Source organism: Paenibacillus sp. FSL R5-0636, assembly GCF_037974255.1.
GTDB lineage: Bacteria > Bacillota > Bacilli > Paenibacillales > Paenibacillaceae > Paenibacillus_AQ > Paenibacillus_AQ odorifer.
Window position 1 is genome coordinate 3,058,693 of sequence record NZ_CP150232.1, and the last position, 19,457, is coordinate 3,078,149.

19 protein-coding genes are annotated in these 19,457 nt (G+C 44.1%); 12 read left to right on the forward strand and 7 right to left on the reverse strand.

Features of this window, described 5'->3' with window-relative positions; translation table 11 throughout:
• The first annotated feature begins 7 nt into the window (after window positions 1-7).
• The 6 genes from MKX34_RS13785 to mnhG are packed head-to-tail and all read left to right on the forward strand — an operon-like array spanning window position 8 to window position 5,826.
• Window positions 8-2,872, forward strand: coding sequence for a Na+/H+ antiporter subunit A (locus MKX34_RS13785; protein ID WP_038574415.1), 2,865 nt, complete (start codon window positions 8-10; stop codon window positions 2,870-2,872).
• Window positions 2,872-3,207: a Na(+)/H(+) antiporter subunit C gene (locus MKX34_RS13790; protein WP_036686402.1), complete on the forward strand. Its 336-nt coding sequence runs from the start codon at window positions 2,872-2,874 to the stop codon at window positions 3,205-3,207. Before MKX34_RS13785 ends, MKX34_RS13790 begins: the two co-directional genes overlap by 1 nt.
• Window positions 3,204-4,682: a Na+/H+ antiporter subunit D gene (locus MKX34_RS13795; RefSeq protein ID WP_076101745.1), complete on the forward strand. Its 1,479-nt coding sequence runs from the start codon at window positions 3,204-3,206 to the stop codon at window positions 4,680-4,682. The genes MKX34_RS13790 and MKX34_RS13795 overlap by 4 nt, the downstream gene beginning before the upstream one ends.
• Window positions 4,683-4,686: 4 nt before the next feature.
• Window positions 4,687-5,160, forward strand: a complete 474-nt coding sequence (locus MKX34_RS13800) for a Na+/H+ antiporter subunit E (RefSeq protein ID WP_076101747.1) — start codon at window positions 4,687-4,689, stop codon at window positions 5,158-5,160.
• Complete coding sequence (locus MKX34_RS13805) at window positions 5,160-5,453, forward strand: Na(+)/H(+) antiporter subunit F1 (RefSeq protein WP_036686407.1); 294 nt, start codon at window positions 5,160-5,162, stop codon at window positions 5,451-5,453. Before MKX34_RS13800 ends, MKX34_RS13805 begins: the two co-directional genes overlap by 1 nt.
• Entirely contained in the window at window positions 5,428-5,826 is a 399-nt protein-coding gene (gene mnhG, locus MKX34_RS13810; protein WP_036686408.1) for a monovalent cation/H(+) antiporter subunit G, read from the forward strand. Before MKX34_RS13805 ends, mnhG begins: the two co-directional genes overlap by 26 nt.
• A 134-nt stretch (window positions 5,827-5,960) precedes the next feature.
• On the opposite strand, the gene MKX34_RS13815 is transcribed toward mnhG, so the two are convergent.
• The 5 genes from MKX34_RS13815 to MKX34_RS13835 form a co-directional block, all read right to left on the reverse strand.
• A complete protein-coding gene (locus tag MKX34_RS13815) occupies window positions 5,961-6,338 on the reverse strand; it encodes a PilZ domain-containing protein (protein ID WP_036686410.1) in 378 nt (125 codons plus the stop codon).
• Window positions 6,339-6,418: 80 nt separating this feature from the next.
• Entirely contained in the window at window positions 6,419-7,228 is an 810-nt protein-coding gene (locus MKX34_RS13820) for a hypothetical protein (RefSeq protein WP_076297743.1), read from the reverse strand.
• Between the two features lie 60 nt (window positions 7,229-7,288).
• The gene (locus MKX34_RS13825; protein WP_339205239.1) at window positions 7,289-8,602 is read right to left on the reverse strand and encodes a HAMP domain-containing sensor histidine kinase; all 1,314 of its coding nucleotides are present in this window, start codon (window positions 8,600-8,602) and stop codon (window positions 7,289-7,291) included.
• A 61-nt stretch (window positions 8,603-8,663) separates the two neighbouring features.
• The gene (locus MKX34_RS13830) at window positions 8,664-9,323 is read right to left on the reverse strand and encodes a response regulator transcription factor (protein ID WP_036686413.1); all 660 of its coding nucleotides are present in this window, start codon (window positions 9,321-9,323) and stop codon (window positions 8,664-8,666) included.
• Between the two features lie 212 nt (window positions 9,324-9,535).
• On the reverse strand, window positions 9,536-11,026 hold the full coding sequence (locus MKX34_RS13835) for a 4-hydroxyphenylacetate 3-hydroxylase N-terminal domain-containing protein (RefSeq protein WP_076297744.1): 1,491 nt from the start codon (window positions 11,024-11,026) through the stop codon (window positions 9,536-9,538).
• Window positions 11,027-11,228: 202 nt separating this feature from the next.
• Here MKX34_RS13835 and MKX34_RS13840 point away from each other — a divergent pair, with 202 nt between their 5' ends.
• A complete protein-coding gene (locus tag MKX34_RS13840; protein WP_038570550.1) occupies window positions 11,229-11,606 on the forward strand; it encodes a BlaI/MecI/CopY family transcriptional regulator in 378 nt (125 codons plus the stop codon).
• Window positions 11,607-11,611: 5 nt separating this feature from the next.
• Window positions 11,612-13,852, forward strand: a complete 2,241-nt coding sequence (locus MKX34_RS13845; protein ID WP_076224153.1) for a M56 family metallopeptidase — start codon at window positions 11,612-11,614, stop codon at window positions 13,850-13,852.
• A gap of 166 nt (window positions 13,853-14,018) precedes the next feature.
• Here MKX34_RS13845 and MKX34_RS13850 read toward each other — a convergent pair whose 3' ends face one another.
• Window positions 14,019-16,082, reverse strand: coding sequence for a methyl-accepting chemotaxis protein (locus MKX34_RS13850; RefSeq protein ID WP_036686418.1), 2,064 nt, complete (start codon window positions 16,080-16,082; stop codon window positions 14,019-14,021).
• A gap of 228 nt (window positions 16,083-16,310) precedes the next feature.
• On the opposite strand from MKX34_RS13850, the gene MKX34_RS13855 reads away from it, so the two are divergent.
• The 3 genes from MKX34_RS13855 (at window position 16,311) to MKX34_RS13865 (ending at window position 18,419) form a co-directional block, all read left to right on the forward strand.
• Window positions 16,311-17,309 (forward strand): ABC transporter substrate-binding protein, encoded by a 999-nt coding sequence (locus MKX34_RS13855; RefSeq protein ID WP_339205242.1) that lies wholly within the window; start codon window positions 16,311-16,313, stop codon window positions 17,307-17,309.
• 257 nt (window positions 17,310-17,566) lie between these two features.
• Window positions 17,567-17,752, forward strand: coding sequence for a hypothetical protein (locus MKX34_RS13860; RefSeq protein WP_076273836.1), 186 nt, complete (start codon window positions 17,567-17,569; stop codon window positions 17,750-17,752).
• Window positions 17,753-17,960: 208 nt separating this feature from the next.
• Window positions 17,961-18,419, forward strand: a complete 459-nt coding sequence (locus MKX34_RS13865) for a hypothetical protein (RefSeq protein WP_076101754.1) — start codon at window positions 17,961-17,963, stop codon at window positions 18,417-18,419.
• Here the strand turns inward: MKX34_RS13865 and MKX34_RS13870 are convergent, their stop codons facing one another.
• On the reverse strand, window positions 18,420-18,800 hold the full coding sequence (locus MKX34_RS13870) for a hypothetical protein (protein WP_076297745.1): 381 nt from the start codon (window positions 18,798-18,800) through the stop codon (window positions 18,420-18,422).
• Window positions 18,801-18,884: 84 nt separating this feature from the next.
• Here MKX34_RS13870 and MKX34_RS13875 point away from each other — a divergent pair, with 84 nt between their 5' ends.
• A complete protein-coding gene (locus MKX34_RS13875; protein ID WP_076104277.1) occupies window positions 18,885-19,352 on the forward strand; it encodes a hypothetical protein in 468 nt (155 codons plus the stop codon).
• Window positions 19,353-19,457 lie beyond the last annotated feature (105 nt).

Below are 19,457 nucleotides of genomic sequence, written 5' to 3' on the forward strand. Positions count from 1 at the left end.
AGGAGGACTGCCTTTGCTGCATGTAATCATACTTGTTCCGTTTCTAATGGCCTTAGTAATCGCACTTTTGTCCAAGAGAGCACCCAACCTTCATAGAGGATGGCTTGTTTTCCCTGGTTCACTCGTTTTGTTTGTTTATTTCTTAACCCGGATTCCCGTTATTAAGGGTGGAGATTTGGGATATGAAACCATTTCATGGATTCCTTCACTAGGAATTGATTTGGTTTTCCATCTGGATGGATTAAGTTTGTTGTTTGCTTTGCTAATCACTGGGATGGGTAGTCTTGTAATTATCTATTCAATTTATTATCTTGACCGGCGAAAAGAAGCGTTAACCCCTTTTTATATTTATCTAATGTTGTTTATGGGGGCGATGCTTGGCGTTGTGCTCTCGGATAACTTGATGGTGTTATACGGCTTTTGGGAATTAACAAGTGTTTCGTCATTTCTGTTAATTGCCTTTTGGCATCGGCGGCAAAAATCGCGGTATGGTGCTCTCAAATCTATGTTGATTACCGTATTTGGTGGTTTAGCGATGTTTGCCGGCTTTTTAATGCTTTATGTAATGACAGGCACCTTTAGTATCCGGGAAATTTGGAGTGAGGTTGGCGATATTAGCGGGCATGCTTTATTTATTCCGGCGATGCTACTAATTCTTTTAGGCGCCTTCACCAAATCAGCGCAGTTCCCGTTTCATATCTGGCTGCCAGATGCCATGGAGGCACCTACACCCGTTAGCGCCTATCTTCACTCGGCAACGATGGTTAAAGCTGGATTGTATCTTGTCGCCCGTTTCAGCCCTGTTTTTGCGGGGCAATATGAGTGGTTCTGGGTTGTGTCAGGCGTCGGTTTGATCACCTTGATTTATGGCTCTATCCAGGCGATGAAGCAGACGGACCTGAAGGCTCTATTAGCCTATTCAACGATTAGTCAACTTGGACTGATTATGGGATTGCTGGGAATGGGATCGGCAGCGGCATTTTATGTAGGGGGAGATTCAGTCTTTTACACTGCTGCAACAACAGCGGCTATCTTTCACCTTATTAACCATGCCATCTTTAAAGGCTCTTTGTTTATGATGGTCGGTATAGTTGACCATGAGACGGGTACCCGCGACCTGCGGAAGTTGGGCGGACTGATTTCCATTATGCCGGTTACCTTTACGGTAGCGATGATCGGCAGTTTCTCGATGGCTGGTTTGCCGCCATTTTCCGGGTTTTTAAGTAAAGAAATGTTTTTTACAGCTGTTCTGAATATCCGAAACCTGGATATATTGTCTGTTCCCTCGTTGTTTACGCTCTTCCCGGTTTTGGCCTGGATTGCCAGCGTGTTTACTTTTGCATACAGTATGATTTTGGTTTTTCACACCTTTTTCGGAAAATATCAGCCTGAGAAGCTGGACAAAAAACCGCATGAAGCCCCATTTGGACTTCTGCTTGCCCCGTGCCTGCTAGCAGTGCTGTCTATATTTATCGGTTTTTTCCCGAATATATTATCCAATACACTTATTATCCCTGCAATGAATGCTATTCACCCAATCTTGCAGACCGGAGAACCCTTTGTTGTGAATATTCATTTCTGGCACGGCTTTACACCAGAAATATGGATGACACTTGGTGTTGTGATTCTTGGTATTATTGTATACCGAATCTATGGCCGCTGGAGTCTGGTCGATAAAGAATGGGGCAGTGGCTACACTTTAAATCAAGTCTATGACGGAGTAATCCGGCTGGTCGAGAAATCGTCTAGGGCGTTGACTGGCACCTATATGACAGGTTCCATGCGCCATTACTTGATGTATATCTTCGCTTTCCTGATCGTAGCCATTGGTGGAGCCGTGTGGTATACCGATGGAATTACGCTTGGGACAACTGAATATGCTCCGTTTTCGTTGTTTGAAGTTATTGTTGTTATGGTTATGCTTGTGGGCGCTTTGGCTATCCCATTTGTACGTTCCAGAATCACAGCCATTTTGTTAACAGGAATGGTTGGTTATATGGTTACTTTACTCTTTGTTCTGTTCCGGGCACCTGATCTGGCGCTTACGCAGATGATTGTCGAAGTAGTATCCGTTACATTGTTCCTGCTATGTTTTCGGCATTTGCCTAAGCTGGAGAAAGAACCGTTCAAACTTCGGTCCCGCTTGCCTAAGCTAATTATTTCCATCGGGATGGGAATAACCATGACATTGGTTGCACTTGCTGCTTTAGGCAGTAGTCCGTTCGAATCCATCTCGAAATATTATGTGGAGAATAGCTATACCTTGGGTGGCGGTAAAAATATTGTTAATGTTCTGCTCGTTGATTTCCGCGGCTTTGATACCATGTTTGAAATTACAGTGCTTGGCCTTGCCTCACTTGCTATTTATTCCATGATCAAACTGCAGTTGGATACGGATGGAACTATTGCCCCACTGAAGCGGGCTGTGAAGGATAATAAACCACGTTCTTCTGTAAGTGATGATGTGTTACTACAAGCGGTAGCTAAAGTAGCCTTCGTTATGATACTAATATTTTCGCTTTATCTGTTTTTCGCCGGACATAATAATCCGGGAGGCGGATTTATTGGAGCATTGATGGCATCAGCCGCATTGGTACTACTCGCCATTACTTTTGGGATTGATATGGTTGAGAAGGTATTGCCTATCGACTACCGTAAGTTAATCGCGATAGGGGTATCTGTAGCTTTTCTTACAGGAATAGGTTCGTTTTTATTCGATGTACCTTTTCTGAGCCAAGCGTTTGGCTATTTCCAACTGCCACTTATGGGCAAAACAGAACTGACCACAGCAATGTTCTTTGATCTCGGTGTTTTCTTAGCTGTTATTGGTGTCACTATGAATATCATATTTACGATCGGGAGGGATAGCTAATGGAGCTTATTATTGCCCTGGCGATCGGTGTACTGTTTTCCGTAGGTGTTTATCTAGTTCTTTCCAAAAGCTTGCTGCGTATCCTTCTGGGAACCACTTTAATAACGCACGGCGTTCATTTGTTGTTACTGACAATGTCTGGCCTCAAGACAGGTGCTGCACCATTGCTGGGTGAGGAAGCGGAAGCTTATGTCGATCCTTTGCCGCAGGCGCTCATTTTGACCTCTATTGTAATTAGCTTTGGAGTAACAGCATTTTTTATTGTTTTGGCATACCGGACTTACCGCTCGACGGGTACCGATGATGTGGAAGGAACCAAGGAGGAGAGACGATGAACAACTTGTTAGTGCTGCCTCTGCTGATTCCGGCCATTACGGCAGTTATACTCATTTTTCTGAAAGAACGAGTACGTCTGCAACGAATCATAAGTGCCGTCAGTGTGTTTTTAAATATCTTTGTTGCAGGATTCATTGTGTATCAGGTAAATACAAACGGTATCCAGACCTTATATATGGGGGGATGGCGTCCACCTTATGGCATTGTGTTTGTTGCCGATATGTTTTCGGCATTGCTCGTGTTGACAGCGGCCATTGTTGGTGCAGCTTGTCTGTTTTTTTCCTTCGCTAGCATTGGGGAAGACAGAGAACGGTTTTATTACTACCCGTTTTTCCATTTTTTATTAACCGGGGTTTTTGGCTCTTTCCTCACCGGGGACCTGTTTAACTTGTTTGTCTGCTTTGAGGTGCTGTTAGTTGCTTCTTACGCTTTGATCGTACTTGGTGGGTCCAAGGGTCAACTGCGAGAGACATTAAAGTATGTATTAATTAATGTGATTTCCTCTTCCTTGTTTGTGGCGACGATTGCTTATTTATATGCTGCGACAGGCACACTGAATATGGCGCATTTATCTATGCGTGTAGCAGAGGCGGGACAAGGCGGTGTAATGAACGTCATTGCGGTCCTGCTGCTAATTGTATTTTCGATTAAGGCAGGTTTGCTGCTCTTTTTCTGGCTTCCCGATTCCTATAGTGCACCGCCATTGGCTGTTAGAGCCCTGTTTGGGGCTTTGTTAACCAAGGTCGGATTGTATGCAATTACACGTACCTTTACTTTGATTTTTATTCAAGAACCGGGACTCACCCATACATTGATTGCCTGGATGGCGGGGGCGACAATGATACTTGGGGCAATCGGGGCATTGGCTTACAACGATCTGGGCCGAATATTTAATTATAATATCATCATCAGTGTAGGATTTATTGCTTTTGGGATCTCTGTCGCGACTCAGGATTCGTTAAATGGTGTAGTGTTTTATTTAATGCATGACATGGTTGCCAAAGCATTATTATTTTTCCTGGGTGGGATGATTATCTCAGCTTCGGGCACCGACCGATTAAAAGAAATGGGTGGTTTGATCCGACGTTATCCGTGGACCGGCTGGATGTTTTTTGTACTGACTTTGGCATTGGTTGGTGTTCCACCCCTTAGTGGTTTCGCTGGAAAAGTGATGATGGTGCGTAGTGGATTTGGAGAGAATCACGTGGCTCTGGCGCTGATTGCACTTGCATCCAGCTTTGTAGTGTTATATTCCTTGATCAAGGTATTCCAGCAAGTATTCTGGGGTGGCGAGAAAAGGGAGGAACAAGTCAAACCGCTTCATTATAAAGCCATGATGGCACCGGCGGCTGTTCTGTTCGTGATTGTAATTCTGATGGGTGTAGGTGCGGAGACGGTAAACGGTTTTGTGAGTCAAGCCGGAGCCGTACTGGCTGATCCAGCACTATACATTAACGCTGTCATGAAGGAGTGATACTATGGCTTTTCAACTATTATTGAATTTCATGATAGCATTCCTGTGGATGTTCCTGCACAATGACTGGACTGGGCCACGTTTCGTCATTGGTTTCTTGATCGGTATCCTCATTTTGCTCGGAATGCGACGTTTTTGGCCCAGATTATATCTAGGAAAAGTGTGGGCAATTATTAAGCTAATCCTTTTGCTGCTGCGGGAACTGGTCGTTTCAAGTTATGTAGTGGTAAAAGCCGTTCTGAGACCGGAGCTTAATATACGTCCAGCAATCTTGAAATATACTACAGAGCTGAAATCGGATTGGGAAGTGGCTACTTTGATCACATTGCTCTGCCTTACTCCCGGATCTGTGGTACTTGAAGTATCGGATGATAACCGGACTTTGTATATTCATGCCATGGATGTTGATGATCCCGCACAGTTCAGAGCGAATATCCGTGACACCTTTGAGCGTGCGATATTGGAGGTGACCCGTTAATGATCCATTTTATTCTTATGCTCTCGCTTACGATTATGGCGCTGGCGATTGGTGTATGCGCCTGGCGTTTGTTGAAGGGACCTTCTTTGCCTGACCGGGTAGCAGCACTGGATACGATTGGAATTAATCTGTTAGCCATGGTAGCCGTTCTTTCTGTTTTACTCCGAACGCAGGCTTTTATCGAAATTATTTTGTTAATAGGCATTCTTTCCTTTATCGGCACGACGGCATTTGCCAGATACATCGAAAGGGGAGTGGTGCTAGAACATGGAAACGATCAAGACAGTCGGTGAATTGCTGTTTGCTTTGTTAATTCTGATGGGGGCATTGCTTAGTGCTGTAAGTGCTTATGGACTGATTCGGCTGCCTGATGTTTATCTGAGATCGCATGCCGCTGCTAAAAGTGCAACCCTTGGTGTTTTATGTGTTCTGAGCGGGGCCTTTCTATATTTTGCATTTTTTCTAGATCATATAAGTGCTAAGCTGCTACTGGGGATTGTCTTTGTATTTATGACCTCACCTTTATCTGCGCATTTGACAGGTAGAGCTGCTTATCGCTCAGGGGTTCCCTTATGGAATCGCAGAATTCAGGATGATTTAAGAGAGGTACTGGAGAAAGAAAAAGCTGTAGCAGCATCCCCTGAACGGGATGTGCCTCAAGAATAAAATTCAGGAAATGTTAGTCTGTAATTTCGGATTACAACAATAAGTTTGGATCGCAATAGCTAAAAAGCAACAACCCTGCATGAAAACGCGGGGTTGTTGCTTTTTTAGATTAAAACTACTCTTTTTTTGTTATCTTAACGAACTAATATTTTGCCTTCTCCAGCAAGTATGCGAAGTACCCTTGGGAGTCGTTCACCGTCATTCTCAGGGATGTCCAACTGAATGCCGTAGTGGAAACTGCCTTGTTGTTCTTTGTTCCATTTCAATATTCCTTCTATGTACATAGATTCATCCGTAAGATTCATTTCCATGCCAATGCGTACTAGGTTATTTTCTGGGTTGATATTGAGGGGTAACGATAAGTGGCAACCCGATCGACTGATGTCGAACAATACAGCCCTTACAGGCTTGGAAGGAACCTGGATGCCGTTAATAGTAAGAATATGAAGATCAAATGTTACAGGTTCTTTAAGGGTATATCGAAAAGGTTCGGTTCTGCGATTAGTGTTCATATGCTCCTCCATACTTTTCCATGTATTATAAATTATCGACATAAAAGTAGGATTAGTGAAGAGCTGATTCTATTTTTGATTTATTTCACTACTTGAGCAGTCTCGTAGGTAAGGCAGCGCAGACTTTGATCAGGATAACGCATTTCTGCCGTGTAGCTGCTGCCATCTTCCAGCATCATCTGAACAGCGACCATGCCGCGTTTATCATTGGTTTCAGTGTTGATTAGTGTTGCTGTAACAATTTTTCGGCTTTCTTTTTGTTTATCTGTAAGGATAGTAATGGCCGTATTGATCCAACTAGCATCTTTATAGATGGCGCTGGCAGCAGAAGGGCTAATTGGTGTTCTTTTCAGAGAATTATTAATCGCGGTCGTATTCACTACCATACCGTTTATGGGATCAATTAGTACATCGTATTCCCAGAATTCCTTACCTTGCCCTTCTAGGGTCTTGGCGTTATATGGACTGAAATGTACAGCCCATGTCCACGGCAGCGAGGTTCGGGTATCACTCAGAATAACCCGCATCTGCAGCTTTCCCATGTCCACTTCGAATAATTTGCGAACGCTTGAAGCAGCGAGAGCAACGGTATCGCTTTGACTCAAATGCCCTACAGCAGGCGGTGTAACAGTGTTCCGTTTGGATACAGAAGTCTCATTACCAGCCATGTCTATGAAATTGTTAATTTGTTGTATTTCTTTAGGGCTCGTCTGCGGTTGTAGATCGTCATTCTCTGTGGACACCCGCGTGGGTGCTTCCAACTTCACCCCTGGGGTTTTGATGCTGGTTAAAGCTAAATGGGTGGTGTTTTGAATGACTGCACTGACGATTAGCAGACTCCCCGAGAACAGGAGTACAGCTAAAGCAGTGGGGAATTTTTTGTTATTCACTTGAATAACCTCCATTTGCTTCGGATGATGCTGAATCTTCCTAACCTTAAACTATAGATGTTATAGAGTAGGTGAACAGATGTTATGGAGTTGTAAAAAGATGCGGATACTTGTTCCTTGACCTAAAGTAGAATTCAGTGAAATTCTGGCTTGATGTGCATCTGCGATTTGCTTGCATAAAGATAAACCAAGACCCGCACCCCCGTATTCGCGTGTGCGCGATTTTTCACCTCGATAAAAGGGTTCAAAAACACGCGCGCTCTGTTCCGGGGTCATCCCAAATCCCGAATCACATACTTCCAATATGGCTTCATTTTGCAATGCATAGGCAAGCAAGCGGATGGTGCTCCCTTGCGGAGATGCATGAATGGAATTTTCGACAAGGTTAACCAAGAAGGAAGCTAGCAGATCATGATCACCCCAAACCGCAGGGATCGAATAATCCATTTCTAGTTTGATGCCTGCTTCGTCCAATTTAAGCTGCACAATCTGTTTAACCGATTTGAACAAATCTGATATGTCTACTTGTTTCAGAGTCAGAGGATGATGCCGTAGGACGGACAAATCCAGCAGTTTGAAGGCTAAATTCTTCAGGCGTAAGGTTTCACTAAGGATATATTGACCAGCCATCTGCTGTTCTTCCTGGCCTATATTCGCGGAAGTCAGAAATTCAGCAAATCCCTGCATACTGGTTAAAGGTGTGCGCAGTTCGTGGGCGAGGTTATCTACCATTCTCTGCTTTTCATCGGCCATATTAGACAGTTCGATCACGTGCTGTTCCACTGCGTTTGCCATTCGGTTAAAGTTCAGGGCTAACTCACCAAATTCATCTTTACTGCGCAACTGCACACGCTCGGTATATTTGCCTTCAGCGATCGTTTTTGTAGTCTTTGAAAGCTGTTTAAGTGGTTTGGTCAACTGCCGGATCAGCAAGTAGAGTAATAGGAGCAGAATTGGACCGATAATCCAGTTAATCATTACAAAAAAACGGTTCAGCTCATGCTGCTTAGCATACAGGTCACTGATATCACGTTGATAAACGATCGTCAAAGCTTGATAGGGAGCAGGGAGCTCAGTAGAGAGTTGAATAGAATGTGATTCCGGTGTTGAGACTGATGGGACTCCGGCATTTGGATAAACCAGCTGGTCATTCTCCCAGAGCTGTAGTCCGATTCCCTGCTTATGATAAAATTCACCATAGGATTGAGCCACGCTGGAGATTAAAGTAGAGGTAAGTGTGGCCCCACGGGTCTGAATTGATTCAAGATTTTCATAAATGTTGTTTGCAATTAATAGCTGTTCGCTTGAAGCACGCTGCATTTCGCTGTCCATGTTCAGCTGCCAGCTTTTTTTCATAATCATTATTACACTCACATCTAGGGCGACGATGAAGAAGGCGAGGACTGACAGCAGAATTTTATGCCAGAATCTCATACTAGACCTGAACTTCCAAGCGGTAACCAAGCTTAAATACGGTTTTAATTCGTTCTTCCCAGCCTAGTTTTTTGCGCAGCTGCCTGATGTGTACATCTACGGTACGGGTATCTCCTTCAAAATCATAGCCCCAAGCTAATTCCAGCAACTTTTCCCTTGATAAAGCAATGTTTCTGTTGCGGATAAGGACTTCAAGAAGCTCAAATTCCCTAGCGGTTAAATCTACGGGTAGTTGATCCACCATGACAAGCCTCTCAAGATAACGTACCTCAACGTTTTCACAAAGAAAATTGGAAGTGCCTTTTTCACTCCTGCGTAACACCACATTGATTCTTGCCAACAATTCAAGGATTTCAAAAGGTTTAATAATATAATCATCGGCGCCCAGCTCAAAGCCCTTGATGCGATCAGCCAGTGAATCTTTAGCGGTGATTAGAATCACCGGAATTTGTAAGTGAGCAATCCGCTGCATGATCTCAAAACCATCCAGTTCGGGCAGCATTATATCGAGCAGAATTAAATCGGCCTTTTCACGTTCCAGCAGTTCAATAACCTCCAGCCCGCGATAAGCCTTGCTATAGGTATGTCCGACTAATTTTAGATTCATAGTAATTAAGTCACTGATTGCACGTTCATCTTCTACGACTATGATATGGCCCATAGTTCATTGTTCCCTCCTAAGCTAGCAAATCACTTCCTAATGCTAATAAACTATAAACAACTTATTACAGAATTGTCCAGTGAAGGTATGAAAAAGCATCTAGTTCTTCATAATTTTGATTGTGAATAGAGCTCAAAAAGGACTGAAAGAGAACGAAAGCAGTCTCTTAATCAATCCTAAAACACATCATTATAAGCCTTTGCAACTCTTTATTAATTGGAAATTCCATCCGTTGTTGACTTAGGCAAGGGGGTATCGGGGGCAATAAAATCGTGAACGATTTGACGGAAATATTCGTGATTATCATAGCTGTTGTACATACGCCAGGCCACCGTTTGGGAGTTGCCGAAAAATAACCGCTCGAACTGGGTTTGACGACCTCCGAATGCACCCGCTCCTAGTTCCCACGCCAGCCGGAATAAGGCATTTCGATACCATGCATCCGAGACATTCCCCTTCAAATACTCATAAAGATAAGAACCAGCGCTTGATGTAAAGTCGGCTTCAGAGGGGATCATGATGAGACCGCTTGAACTGAGGTTTTGAACCATTTCAACCATTTCTGGATAAAACTCTGAAAAGTGAATGGTTGAAGCCAATAGTGGTCCCTTGTCTGGAACGAGATATCCAAATTTGTCGAGCGAAGCCCCTATTTCCGCTGCAAGTCTTAAGGCTTTGAATGTTTCTAAATAGGTTAATATTCTGGAAATAGGCAGAATCGTGTAGGACTCAAGGACAGCGTTTTGTTCTTCAGCCAAAGACTCTAGCATACCAAGAAAAAACTCGGTTTTTGCAATATAGCGGGTGACAATTTGGTGGGCCATATGCGTATGAAAATTACTCTCGCCGAATAATCGGGAACAGTACATCTCATCGCCATAATAAAATATACGATCATGAGGGATAAGTACACGGTCAAAGATAACAAGGGTATCCATTTCTTCATATCTTGAACTTAACGGATGGTCGTAAGTAGATGAGGCAGCGTAGCTTTCACGGCAAAAAAAAGTCATTCCAGGCAGATCATTAGGCACCGCAAAGGCAAACGCAAAGGGATTATCATCATCCACAAGTGAGGGTGAGGGAGTCGGGAATACAAGCATTTCATCGCAGGTAGCTCCCTGTGTTGCCATCATAAAAGCACCGGTAACAATCATCCCCTCATCATTGATTTCTACGACTTTAGCAGCGATAGAATCCTCTGTAGCATCAATCTGGCCGGATATTTTGCTGGCTTGAGGCTGGATGAAGGCATGGGATAAGGTAATGTCATAATCACGACAGTAGGCATAGTATTTTCTGAGGTTCTCAGCATATTTCGGATTAAGGTCCTCAAGGATATCAGCAGCTGTGAAGAGAGACATAATGGCTGTATTCATATAATCGGGGGAGCGTCCTAAAAATCCATGATGTCTATTGGACCAGAGTTCAATCATTTTTCTCCGGCGTTCTAAATCTTCAGCATTTTTGGGTGGAAGAAAAGATAAACCAACAGGATCTCCAGTATCAGGTGAAGGAAAGGTCATCTGCGCCAAATAACGTTCATCACACTGCATGTTATACATTTCAGCTTGTGTTTGTATGAGACCCTGAAAGGCAGGGTGTTTGGATAAAGGACCTTCAATACGTGTTCCTCTGTACCAGATATTGATCTTTTGCCGGTCGATTCGTTCGATGTATTGATTACCTGTTTTTATAGGCATAGGTTCCACCTCATTGAAGTCATCTTTGACTAATAAGCCGTATTATTGCTATTAATGTACGTGACCATGAATCTACGTGTACATTGTCCATATACCGTGTGTGAACAGGGAGTTTGGGGTTGACATAAACGAAGCTGACTTGTATATTTTGGATATTGGATTACAAATGTAGTCATGCCAGGAAAGAATGGTGGATAGTATTATGTCTAAGGAAACTCCAAGGATTTCGGATGCCGAGTGGGAAGTGATGAAGGTGCTGTGGGCAAGTGCCCCGCGCACTGCAGGTGAGATTGTTGAAGCACTAGAAGGCAGCAGGGACTGGAACCCAAAGACGGTACGGACGTTGATTAAGCGTCTGACAGAGAAGCGGGCTATTGGTTATAACCAGACAGGTAGGGTGTATTCATATTATCCGCTGGTGAGGGAAGAGGAATGTGTCCAATCGGAGACACGATCCTTTCTGAAGCGGATCTACGGTGGAACTCTGCGCCCGATGTTGGTCAATTTTTTGCAGGATGAAAAGTTGTCCCGGGAAGATATTGAAGAATTGAAGAGAATTTTGGATGAACGAAAGGACTGAGCCGCTTGCTGGAAGCTGCATACAATCTGTTCGTCAAGGTATTGTCGCTGTCTGCCATGGCGAGCGTGCTGGCTCTGCTGATCTTATTGACCCGGTTCCTGTTCAAGGATCGTCTAAAACCTACCTGGACGTATCTTCTGTGGATACCACTGATCGTGAGGCTGGCAATACCTTGGGCACCAGAAAGCACATTTAGTATTTTTAATCTGTTGCCGCTGGAGAAAGAAGCGGCGCAGAGTACCATTTTTCCGTCAGTACAGTCGGAAATCGGCTTTACTTATATGCCCGGGTTGACCGGAGAGGAAGAGGAAGCAGCGTCAGTTACTGGAATTGCAGAAACTGGACCTTTGCCGGGAGCATCAGCATCGGATGATGTGGCACAAGTCAATCCGCAAATAGACAGTTCTTCCAGGGCGACCGATTCAGGGTGGGAGCCTCTACATTTACTGGTTTTGGTGTGGCTTGGCGGAGCCGCGGTGGTACTGGGCTTGTCAGTTCGAGTACAACTTCGATTTACCGCACGGGTTCGAAGGGAACCAGAGATTCATTCCTTAGAAATCCAACGGTTGTTCCGAACCTGTCAGCAGGAGATGCAGGTACGGCGCCCAGTCAAGCTGATCGAGACGAAGCAGATTGCCGTACCGACACTACTTGGCGTTATAAGGCCCATGTTGCTGCTGCCCACCTCTACCTTACACACTCTGGAGACGAACGGGCTCCGTCATATATTCCTTCATGAGCTGGCGCATGTGAAGCGCCGTGATATTTTGCTAAATCTGCTGACAGGTCTGCTGCTGGCCATGCATTGGTTTAATCCTCTGTTGTGGTATGCCGTACGCCAAATGAAAGAGGATCAAGAGGTTGCCTGTGATGCTCTGGCCTTGAAGCATCTTGAACCAGCGTGCCACAGAAGTTATGCCCTGACACTTCTCAAATTGTTAGAAACCTTACCCGACCCGATCCGGTTGGCAGGTACAGCTGGCATTTCGAGCAGTAAAAAGGAAATGGAAAGAAGGATTATCATGATTACCAGACACAAAAAATTTACGGCAAAAAACTCACTGCTGGGCCTAGCTGTAATTATGATCTTAAGTGGCTGTACCCTGACAGGGGCAAAGCTGAATTCTGCATCAGCCCCGGCAAAGAGCGCTCCTGCTACTTTTCGGGCAGAAGCGCAGGATAAAGAGAGCACGGCTTCCAGCGTTAAAGGCACTCTATTGGCGGAAAAAAACGGAATCACGGTATCTGCTAATCCCACTGGGGAGAATGCACTTTTGCATAAAATCACGGTAGATGTGCGTGGTGAAGTAAGCCGTACGTTCTTGTGGAATGCCGGGGAAGATGAAACTCGGCCTCCATTGATTGAAGAAGCAGATGTGAACGGGGATGGGACTAAAGAAATCTTCATACGCATTACGACCGGCACGGGTACCGGACTCTCTATGAGTGAGATTCATGTGCTCCAGCCTGTTACCTTGGAAGAGCTTGTGGTCGAAGATCCGATCGAAACGTTGAATCAGAGGCTGAAATCCTCCATTATACACCGAAATAACCATACCTATGTATCTGCTGAACTGGACGGAAAGCATTTGACCAAAGTATATGATTACACTGAGGGAGCTTGGGGAGAGAAGGTCGGATTTGGCTCAATAGTTTCATACGAGCTGATAGATGACCAAATTATAGCCCACTTGGCTGGTGCAGCCTCTATGTCTGAGTTTCCGCTCGAAGTTATTGCCGTTTACGGGAAGAATCTGACCATTGAGAGCGCACAGATGTACTATGGTTCGTTTATATCTCCACCGCTCAGTGAACAGGACATCAAGTCCATGATGGAAAAACAGCTTCCGGCAAGCGGTTGGACCTTTAGCAAAGACGGAGATCAATATAGGGTGGATATAGATCCACTGAATGGCGTAGGGGAAGGCAACAGCTATAAAATTAATCCGCTTACCGGAACGGTTCATGACGTAACTTCTGGCAGTCCACTGAGAAGTCTTGTAAACCGAGAAGCGATAGATCTGTGGGATATCTCTAACGGTACAGAATACCAGAAGGAACTGTATAAGTTACTCCAACCTATCTTTGATACAGAGGGTTTCAAGCCAACAGGTACGGACTGGATTTCAGGGTTTATCGGGGATGGTTATTTGTTCAGTGATGTTAGGCAAGGAAGCAGGGAATTCACGATTAAAGTAGATGTCTTTACTGGTCAGTGGGAGGAAATTCCTGACCCGTATAAATAGTTAATTATCATAGGTCTGTACCGTACGATTGAAGAGACCATTACTAGCGAATTGAAACTAAAAGCAGCCAGTGCGCGCCGATGGATTATCGGCATGCACTGGCTGCTTAATTTTTCTAGAAGGGAGGATAGTCTCATGACTGCGTAACTTACGGATGACTAGAGGGCTATTCGACCTGGAACTGGTTTAATTCGTCCTGAAGCTTTTTGGACAACTGGTTGAGCTGCTGGGATAGCTCGGCAACCTGTTCAATGCTGTCCAATTGTTCCTGCGTGCTTGCGCTAACTTCTTCCGTCGAAGCGGAATTCTCTTCTGTAGTTGAAGAAATGATTTCGAGTGCCTGTAGGATCTCATCTTTGTGCTTATGGACTTTGGAGGTGTTGCTGCTGATTTGAATCATACGTAATCTCAAAGCCTCCAAATCGCTGTTGATGCTAAAGAATACCTGTTTCGTAGCCTCCACGGATTTTGCATTTTCTTCGGCAATTTCAAGTCCTTGGGCTGTGTATTCCACGGATGCTCTAGTTTTTTCCTCGATTTCATGAACCTTTCTGCCAATCTCCTGTGTGGCCTGTGCGGTCTGCTCCGCCAACTTGCGAACCTCTCCGGCAACAACGGCAAATCCGCGCCCCTGTTCTCCCGCACGTGCTGCTTCAATGGAAGCATTTAGCGCCAGCAGATTGGTTTGCGTAGCGATTTGATGTACCGTGTCCACGATACTTGAAATTTCATGACGGCTTTGATCAATATCATGAATGGCAGACGATATCGAATGAGTGGAGTTGTGATTTTCTTCTGCCCATTTCGATAACTGATTCAATACACCCAACCCCAGTTCGCTCTGGTCGGCAGAAGCCTGCACCATCGTCTCTATGGCTATAGCATCATTTGCGATTTCGTCAATTTGACCAGATAATGATCCGGTTTTTTGCAAAATCGTATCCGTTTCAATCGACTGGTAGTTGGTCGCATTCGCAATCTCATTAATGGCCGTTGCTGTATCATTCATCGTTATAGCTGTACGGGAAGAAATGGATTGCAGATCTTTTGAGGACTGGTTTAATACCTGAGCGGAGGTACCCACTATTTGAAGCATCCCTTGAATTTTCTGGACCATGTTGAATATTCCGTTGGAGATTTGTCCAATTTCGTTGTTGGAATAGGCATCAAATTGAACAGTCAAATCCCCATTTTCCACCCGTTTGATTTTGGTGAGCAGCTTCGGTATGGATCTGAGCAGATAACGGAGTGTGATATACGAAAATAGAACGAGCAGAATCGCCGCTGCCACAAATCCGCCAATCGTTATCCAGGTGAACTTTTTTAATTCGGAGAGCACTTCACGCTCTGAAATAGTTAAACCTACGGACCAGCCGGTATCTTTACTTGTAGCATAGCCGATGTAACGGCGTTCTCCGTTGTCATTAATCAGATGTACGCCGGATTCACCAGCGATCATTTTCTTGCCGATCCCCCCAAGATCACCTGGCAGCTCATTAATCTTTTCCTTTGTGACCTTAGACTGGTCTGGGTGATACAGAATATCACCTGTTTTGGAGGCGAGAATGGAATAACCAGTGCTGCCTAGCTTATAGCTTTCCATTATCTCAGGGATATTTTTAGACGCTATATCAACCGCGACAAAACCGATTAATGTATTGTTGTCATTTTTTATCGGATAAAAAATACCCATCAGCATATCGCCTGTAGTGATGTCAATATAAGGATCGGAGTAGTACAGGCCGTCTGCTTCGATTGCTGGCTTATAATACGGCCGTTCTTTAATGTTAAAAGCAGCATCTGATGTCGTACCATTGTTGAGGATGTAAAAACCTTTGCCGGCAGTACTAGCAATCCATGCATCTGCAAAAGTGGGTTCCACCTTTACAATGGCAGCTAGTGTCTTTGCTACTTCAGCGGCATGCGGTGAAGTCTTGGCCATTTCTGGAGATTTGGTGGTTTCGATGTATTGTTTGAATAAGTTATTCGTTGACATTTGCTTGACCAGTGAACCCTTTTCCTTAAATAGTGCATCAAATTGACTGACAAGTGCCTGTGTTTTGGTCTGAAGCATAGATTCTTGTTGTTTCACAAGTATGCTGCGAGTGCTGGAAAACATAAAGGTTCCCAAGATTGAGAAGACGACAACAATAATAACTAAAAGTACAATGGACAAAGTATTTGCTATGCTTGATGAACCGAACCGCCTTTTTTTTAGTTGTTTTAACATGCTACCATCTCCCCCAAGTTGTCTCTGAGCAAATAGCTCATAAGAACATATCGGAAGATAGTGAGATTTTCGAAATAGTAATTTTGAGAATAAAAAAATTAAATTAAAATGGATAACGCACAGGATAAACCCTTGACTGGTGCGGGATTTCAAGATGGTGGGGGGCGAGGGAGATCTTAACAATTAGTCTGTTCACTTGGGGATTTACCGATGGTTAGAAATACAAAAATGTCAATGGGAGCAGCGATGCTGTTATGTCTTGTTTTAATGCTTAGTGCTTGCTCTTCAGGGAACAGTCCTGTTAATTCTGCGAATGCTGGCCCTAGTCCGGTATCCTCTGTGCAAACAGAGACAAGTCCACCGGACTCAGCCACCAATTCAAAATCTACAAGAGTATATAAAGACAGTCAGGGGCATGAGGTTGATATTCCAGAGCGTCCACAGCGGATTGTGCTGCAGGGTAATTCGATCGGAGACCTGCTGGCACTCGGGATTCAGCCGGTCGGTGTCGACCGCCGGTTTATTGAAGAATCCGTCTATTTGGACAAGGAGACAACCCCGGCACAGGATATCGGATTTCCTACAAATCTGGAACTTGTTTTGGATCTGGAACCGGATTTAACAATGCTAGGTTATGTGATGGACAAACAATATGAAGAAGTGTCCAAAATATCACCTACTGTTGTATTTGACCAGAGTAAACCCTTGTCTGAGCGTCTGCCTGTCATTGGTGAGATAGTGGGTAAAAAGGCTGAAGCAGAGCAACTGTTGTCCGAATATAATCGCAAGGCCGAGAATATGTGGAGCGGATTGCGTCAGGAAGGCAAACTTGCCGAAGGAGAAACAGCGGTAGTGCTGATTTATTATTGGAACAAGACAATGTATTTGATGAAAACTGGTGGCATTCCTGCACTGCTGTATCAGCCGCAGGGCTACAAAATGTCCGAGGCAGTGAAGGAAATCGAGCCGGCAGAAGGCGCGCCCTATATTGAGGTCTCCCCTGAGCTAATGCATAAGATGCTTATTGGTGACCATTTGTTTGTCATTTATCCGGCCAATGCTGATGCGGAAAATTCCTTTAATGAGTTAATGAAAACTGCGTTGTGGAGCTCGCTCCCTGCTGTAAAGAGCGGAAAAGTTACTTTTGTGGAGACCAAATGGAATTATGACGATATGCTGACCAGCAGCATGCTGCTGGATGAGTTCCCTAAACTGCTGGCTAAATAAATGAGATCTCAGGTTAACCCTTGACGTGAAGTCTAATGACCGTTTTGAATGAGAGAAGTAAGATTCAACAAAGAAGCAGTGAAGTAACTCGCTGCTTCTTTGTTTTGCTTATAAAGTAGAGGGTGTTGAATATAGGAAAGTAATCGGCTCATTGATTTTTGTTGATTAGCTAGACGCTAAGAGTAGCATCGATTAATCTGAAGAAGTGGAATGCGGGTTATGATTGAATCGTGGACACAGATAAACGGAGGCTGACTATGACTTACTCACAGATTTGGAACAACTCAGGAAATGAAGCCGATATTCTCTATTTGGAACAGCAGATTGAAACCGTTAAAAAAGAAATAAAACGAGCAGAAGCTGCAGAGCTTCAGGAAATATTGGATCAAGCGAATCGTAAGCTGGCTGAACTGGAAGCGAAGCTGGACGAGCTAGAGGATTAGGGGCAAGACGTCCATCGTACCACCCATAGAGTGGCTTTTCTGCGCTAGTTTAGGAACAAAACAGCTTGGGGGCTGACTTGACTTAAGTATTTCCTTCTGACCCCTGGCTCGTGTGCTATGTAGAAGTTAAAATAAGCAGATTTGCACCGATGTCTTTATAGTTTTATAATTGTAGCTTACAGAATCGTATTACTGGGAGGAATGGGAAATGGATAAAAATAGAAAATACATGCTTGTCGGTGCGCTTCTGACAGGGGTAGGTGTCTCTTTGATGGCCTATACAGCAAGCCGCTATACTTCGTTTAAACGAATCGTAGCCAATACCATCCGATTGGAAGAAATCGCCTCTCTAGAAATCTCGCGATTGTCTTCAGTTCCCGGTGAAAAGAAAGACATCATTATTACTGATCCTGCTGTTATTGAGCGGATCTTTACTGATTTCTCTCATGTTCAATTAATGAAATCGGCCCGAAATGTCAGTTCTGACAAAAATTTCAGCTATTATATTACGATAGTTCAGGCTGATCGCAAGCAACGATTTGATATTATTTTAAAAAGCAGACAGCATATGATCATCTATGACAATGATTTAAGCAATCCTCACTTGAATGCATATAAAATTATCAGTCCTTATAATCCGCAAGCACTGGAACAGGTTTTTGACTGATTATATAGAAGTGCGCAATGAAGTAATATCGTAGCCCATTTCCTGCATAGCATCCAATCCATATATGATTTCTATTGTCCGGGTGCCGTCCCAGCCTTTAGCCGTTCCATATTCGATCCATTCGCGGATACGCTGTGGATGGTTTAGATTATAGACAACATCAAACCCTCTTTTATGGTTTTGCAGCAGATAGCCTGTATTCAGCGGACAACCGGCTATCGGATCATCCCATGTTAGGATTTGGATGCGTAGCGGGTGGAGCTTTACATTTTTATGATAAACCTTTAATTCAAGCAGACTCCGTTTGTCATGGATTCGCATGCCCAGTATGTAGCTGTATTCCAGTCCCCTGAGCGTGATAGAACGCAGCTTTTTTTTCATAATAATCGCCTCTCATCCCAATAATTTTGTTATCATAGCAAGCATAGGGATATTTTTCAAGCAATCAACAGGGAGGATGTTCATATGAAGTATGAATTTGGGATCATGGCATCCATTACAGAATTGGTGGAGTACCCGGATGAGCAGAATGATGCCTACATTGCGCACCCGAATTTTCAGATCATCATGGATCAATTGGGCATTACAGTACCCGTTGCGGAGATTTATGAACATTTTTTTGCCAACCCTGTTCACAACGGACATGTGCTTGTTTACAGTAATCCAGTGCAGCCAAACGCTTGTATTGTCCTCGACACTTACCGTGATCCGCTGGACCAGCTAGATATGATTTATTTCGGATGGCGCTGTTCGTCCGAGATAGACTTGATCCGCGAGCTGTCCCGGCGTTTTTATGATGAATGTGAATTTGCGGTCCGTTATGAAGAAGGTCAATCTGTACTTTACAAGTTGTTGAAGGAGGATACCTATCCGCGAAAATTTTACTACAATACCGTGTTTGAGCAGCAGTTGAAGCGATACCCGGCAAAATAGGCGATAGAAATACATAACCGAATAACTTAGCAAAAAAACGCGAGTTCAGGGCAGTGCCACCCGGACTCGCGTTTTCTATATATTTGATTTTAAAATGTTCTGCTT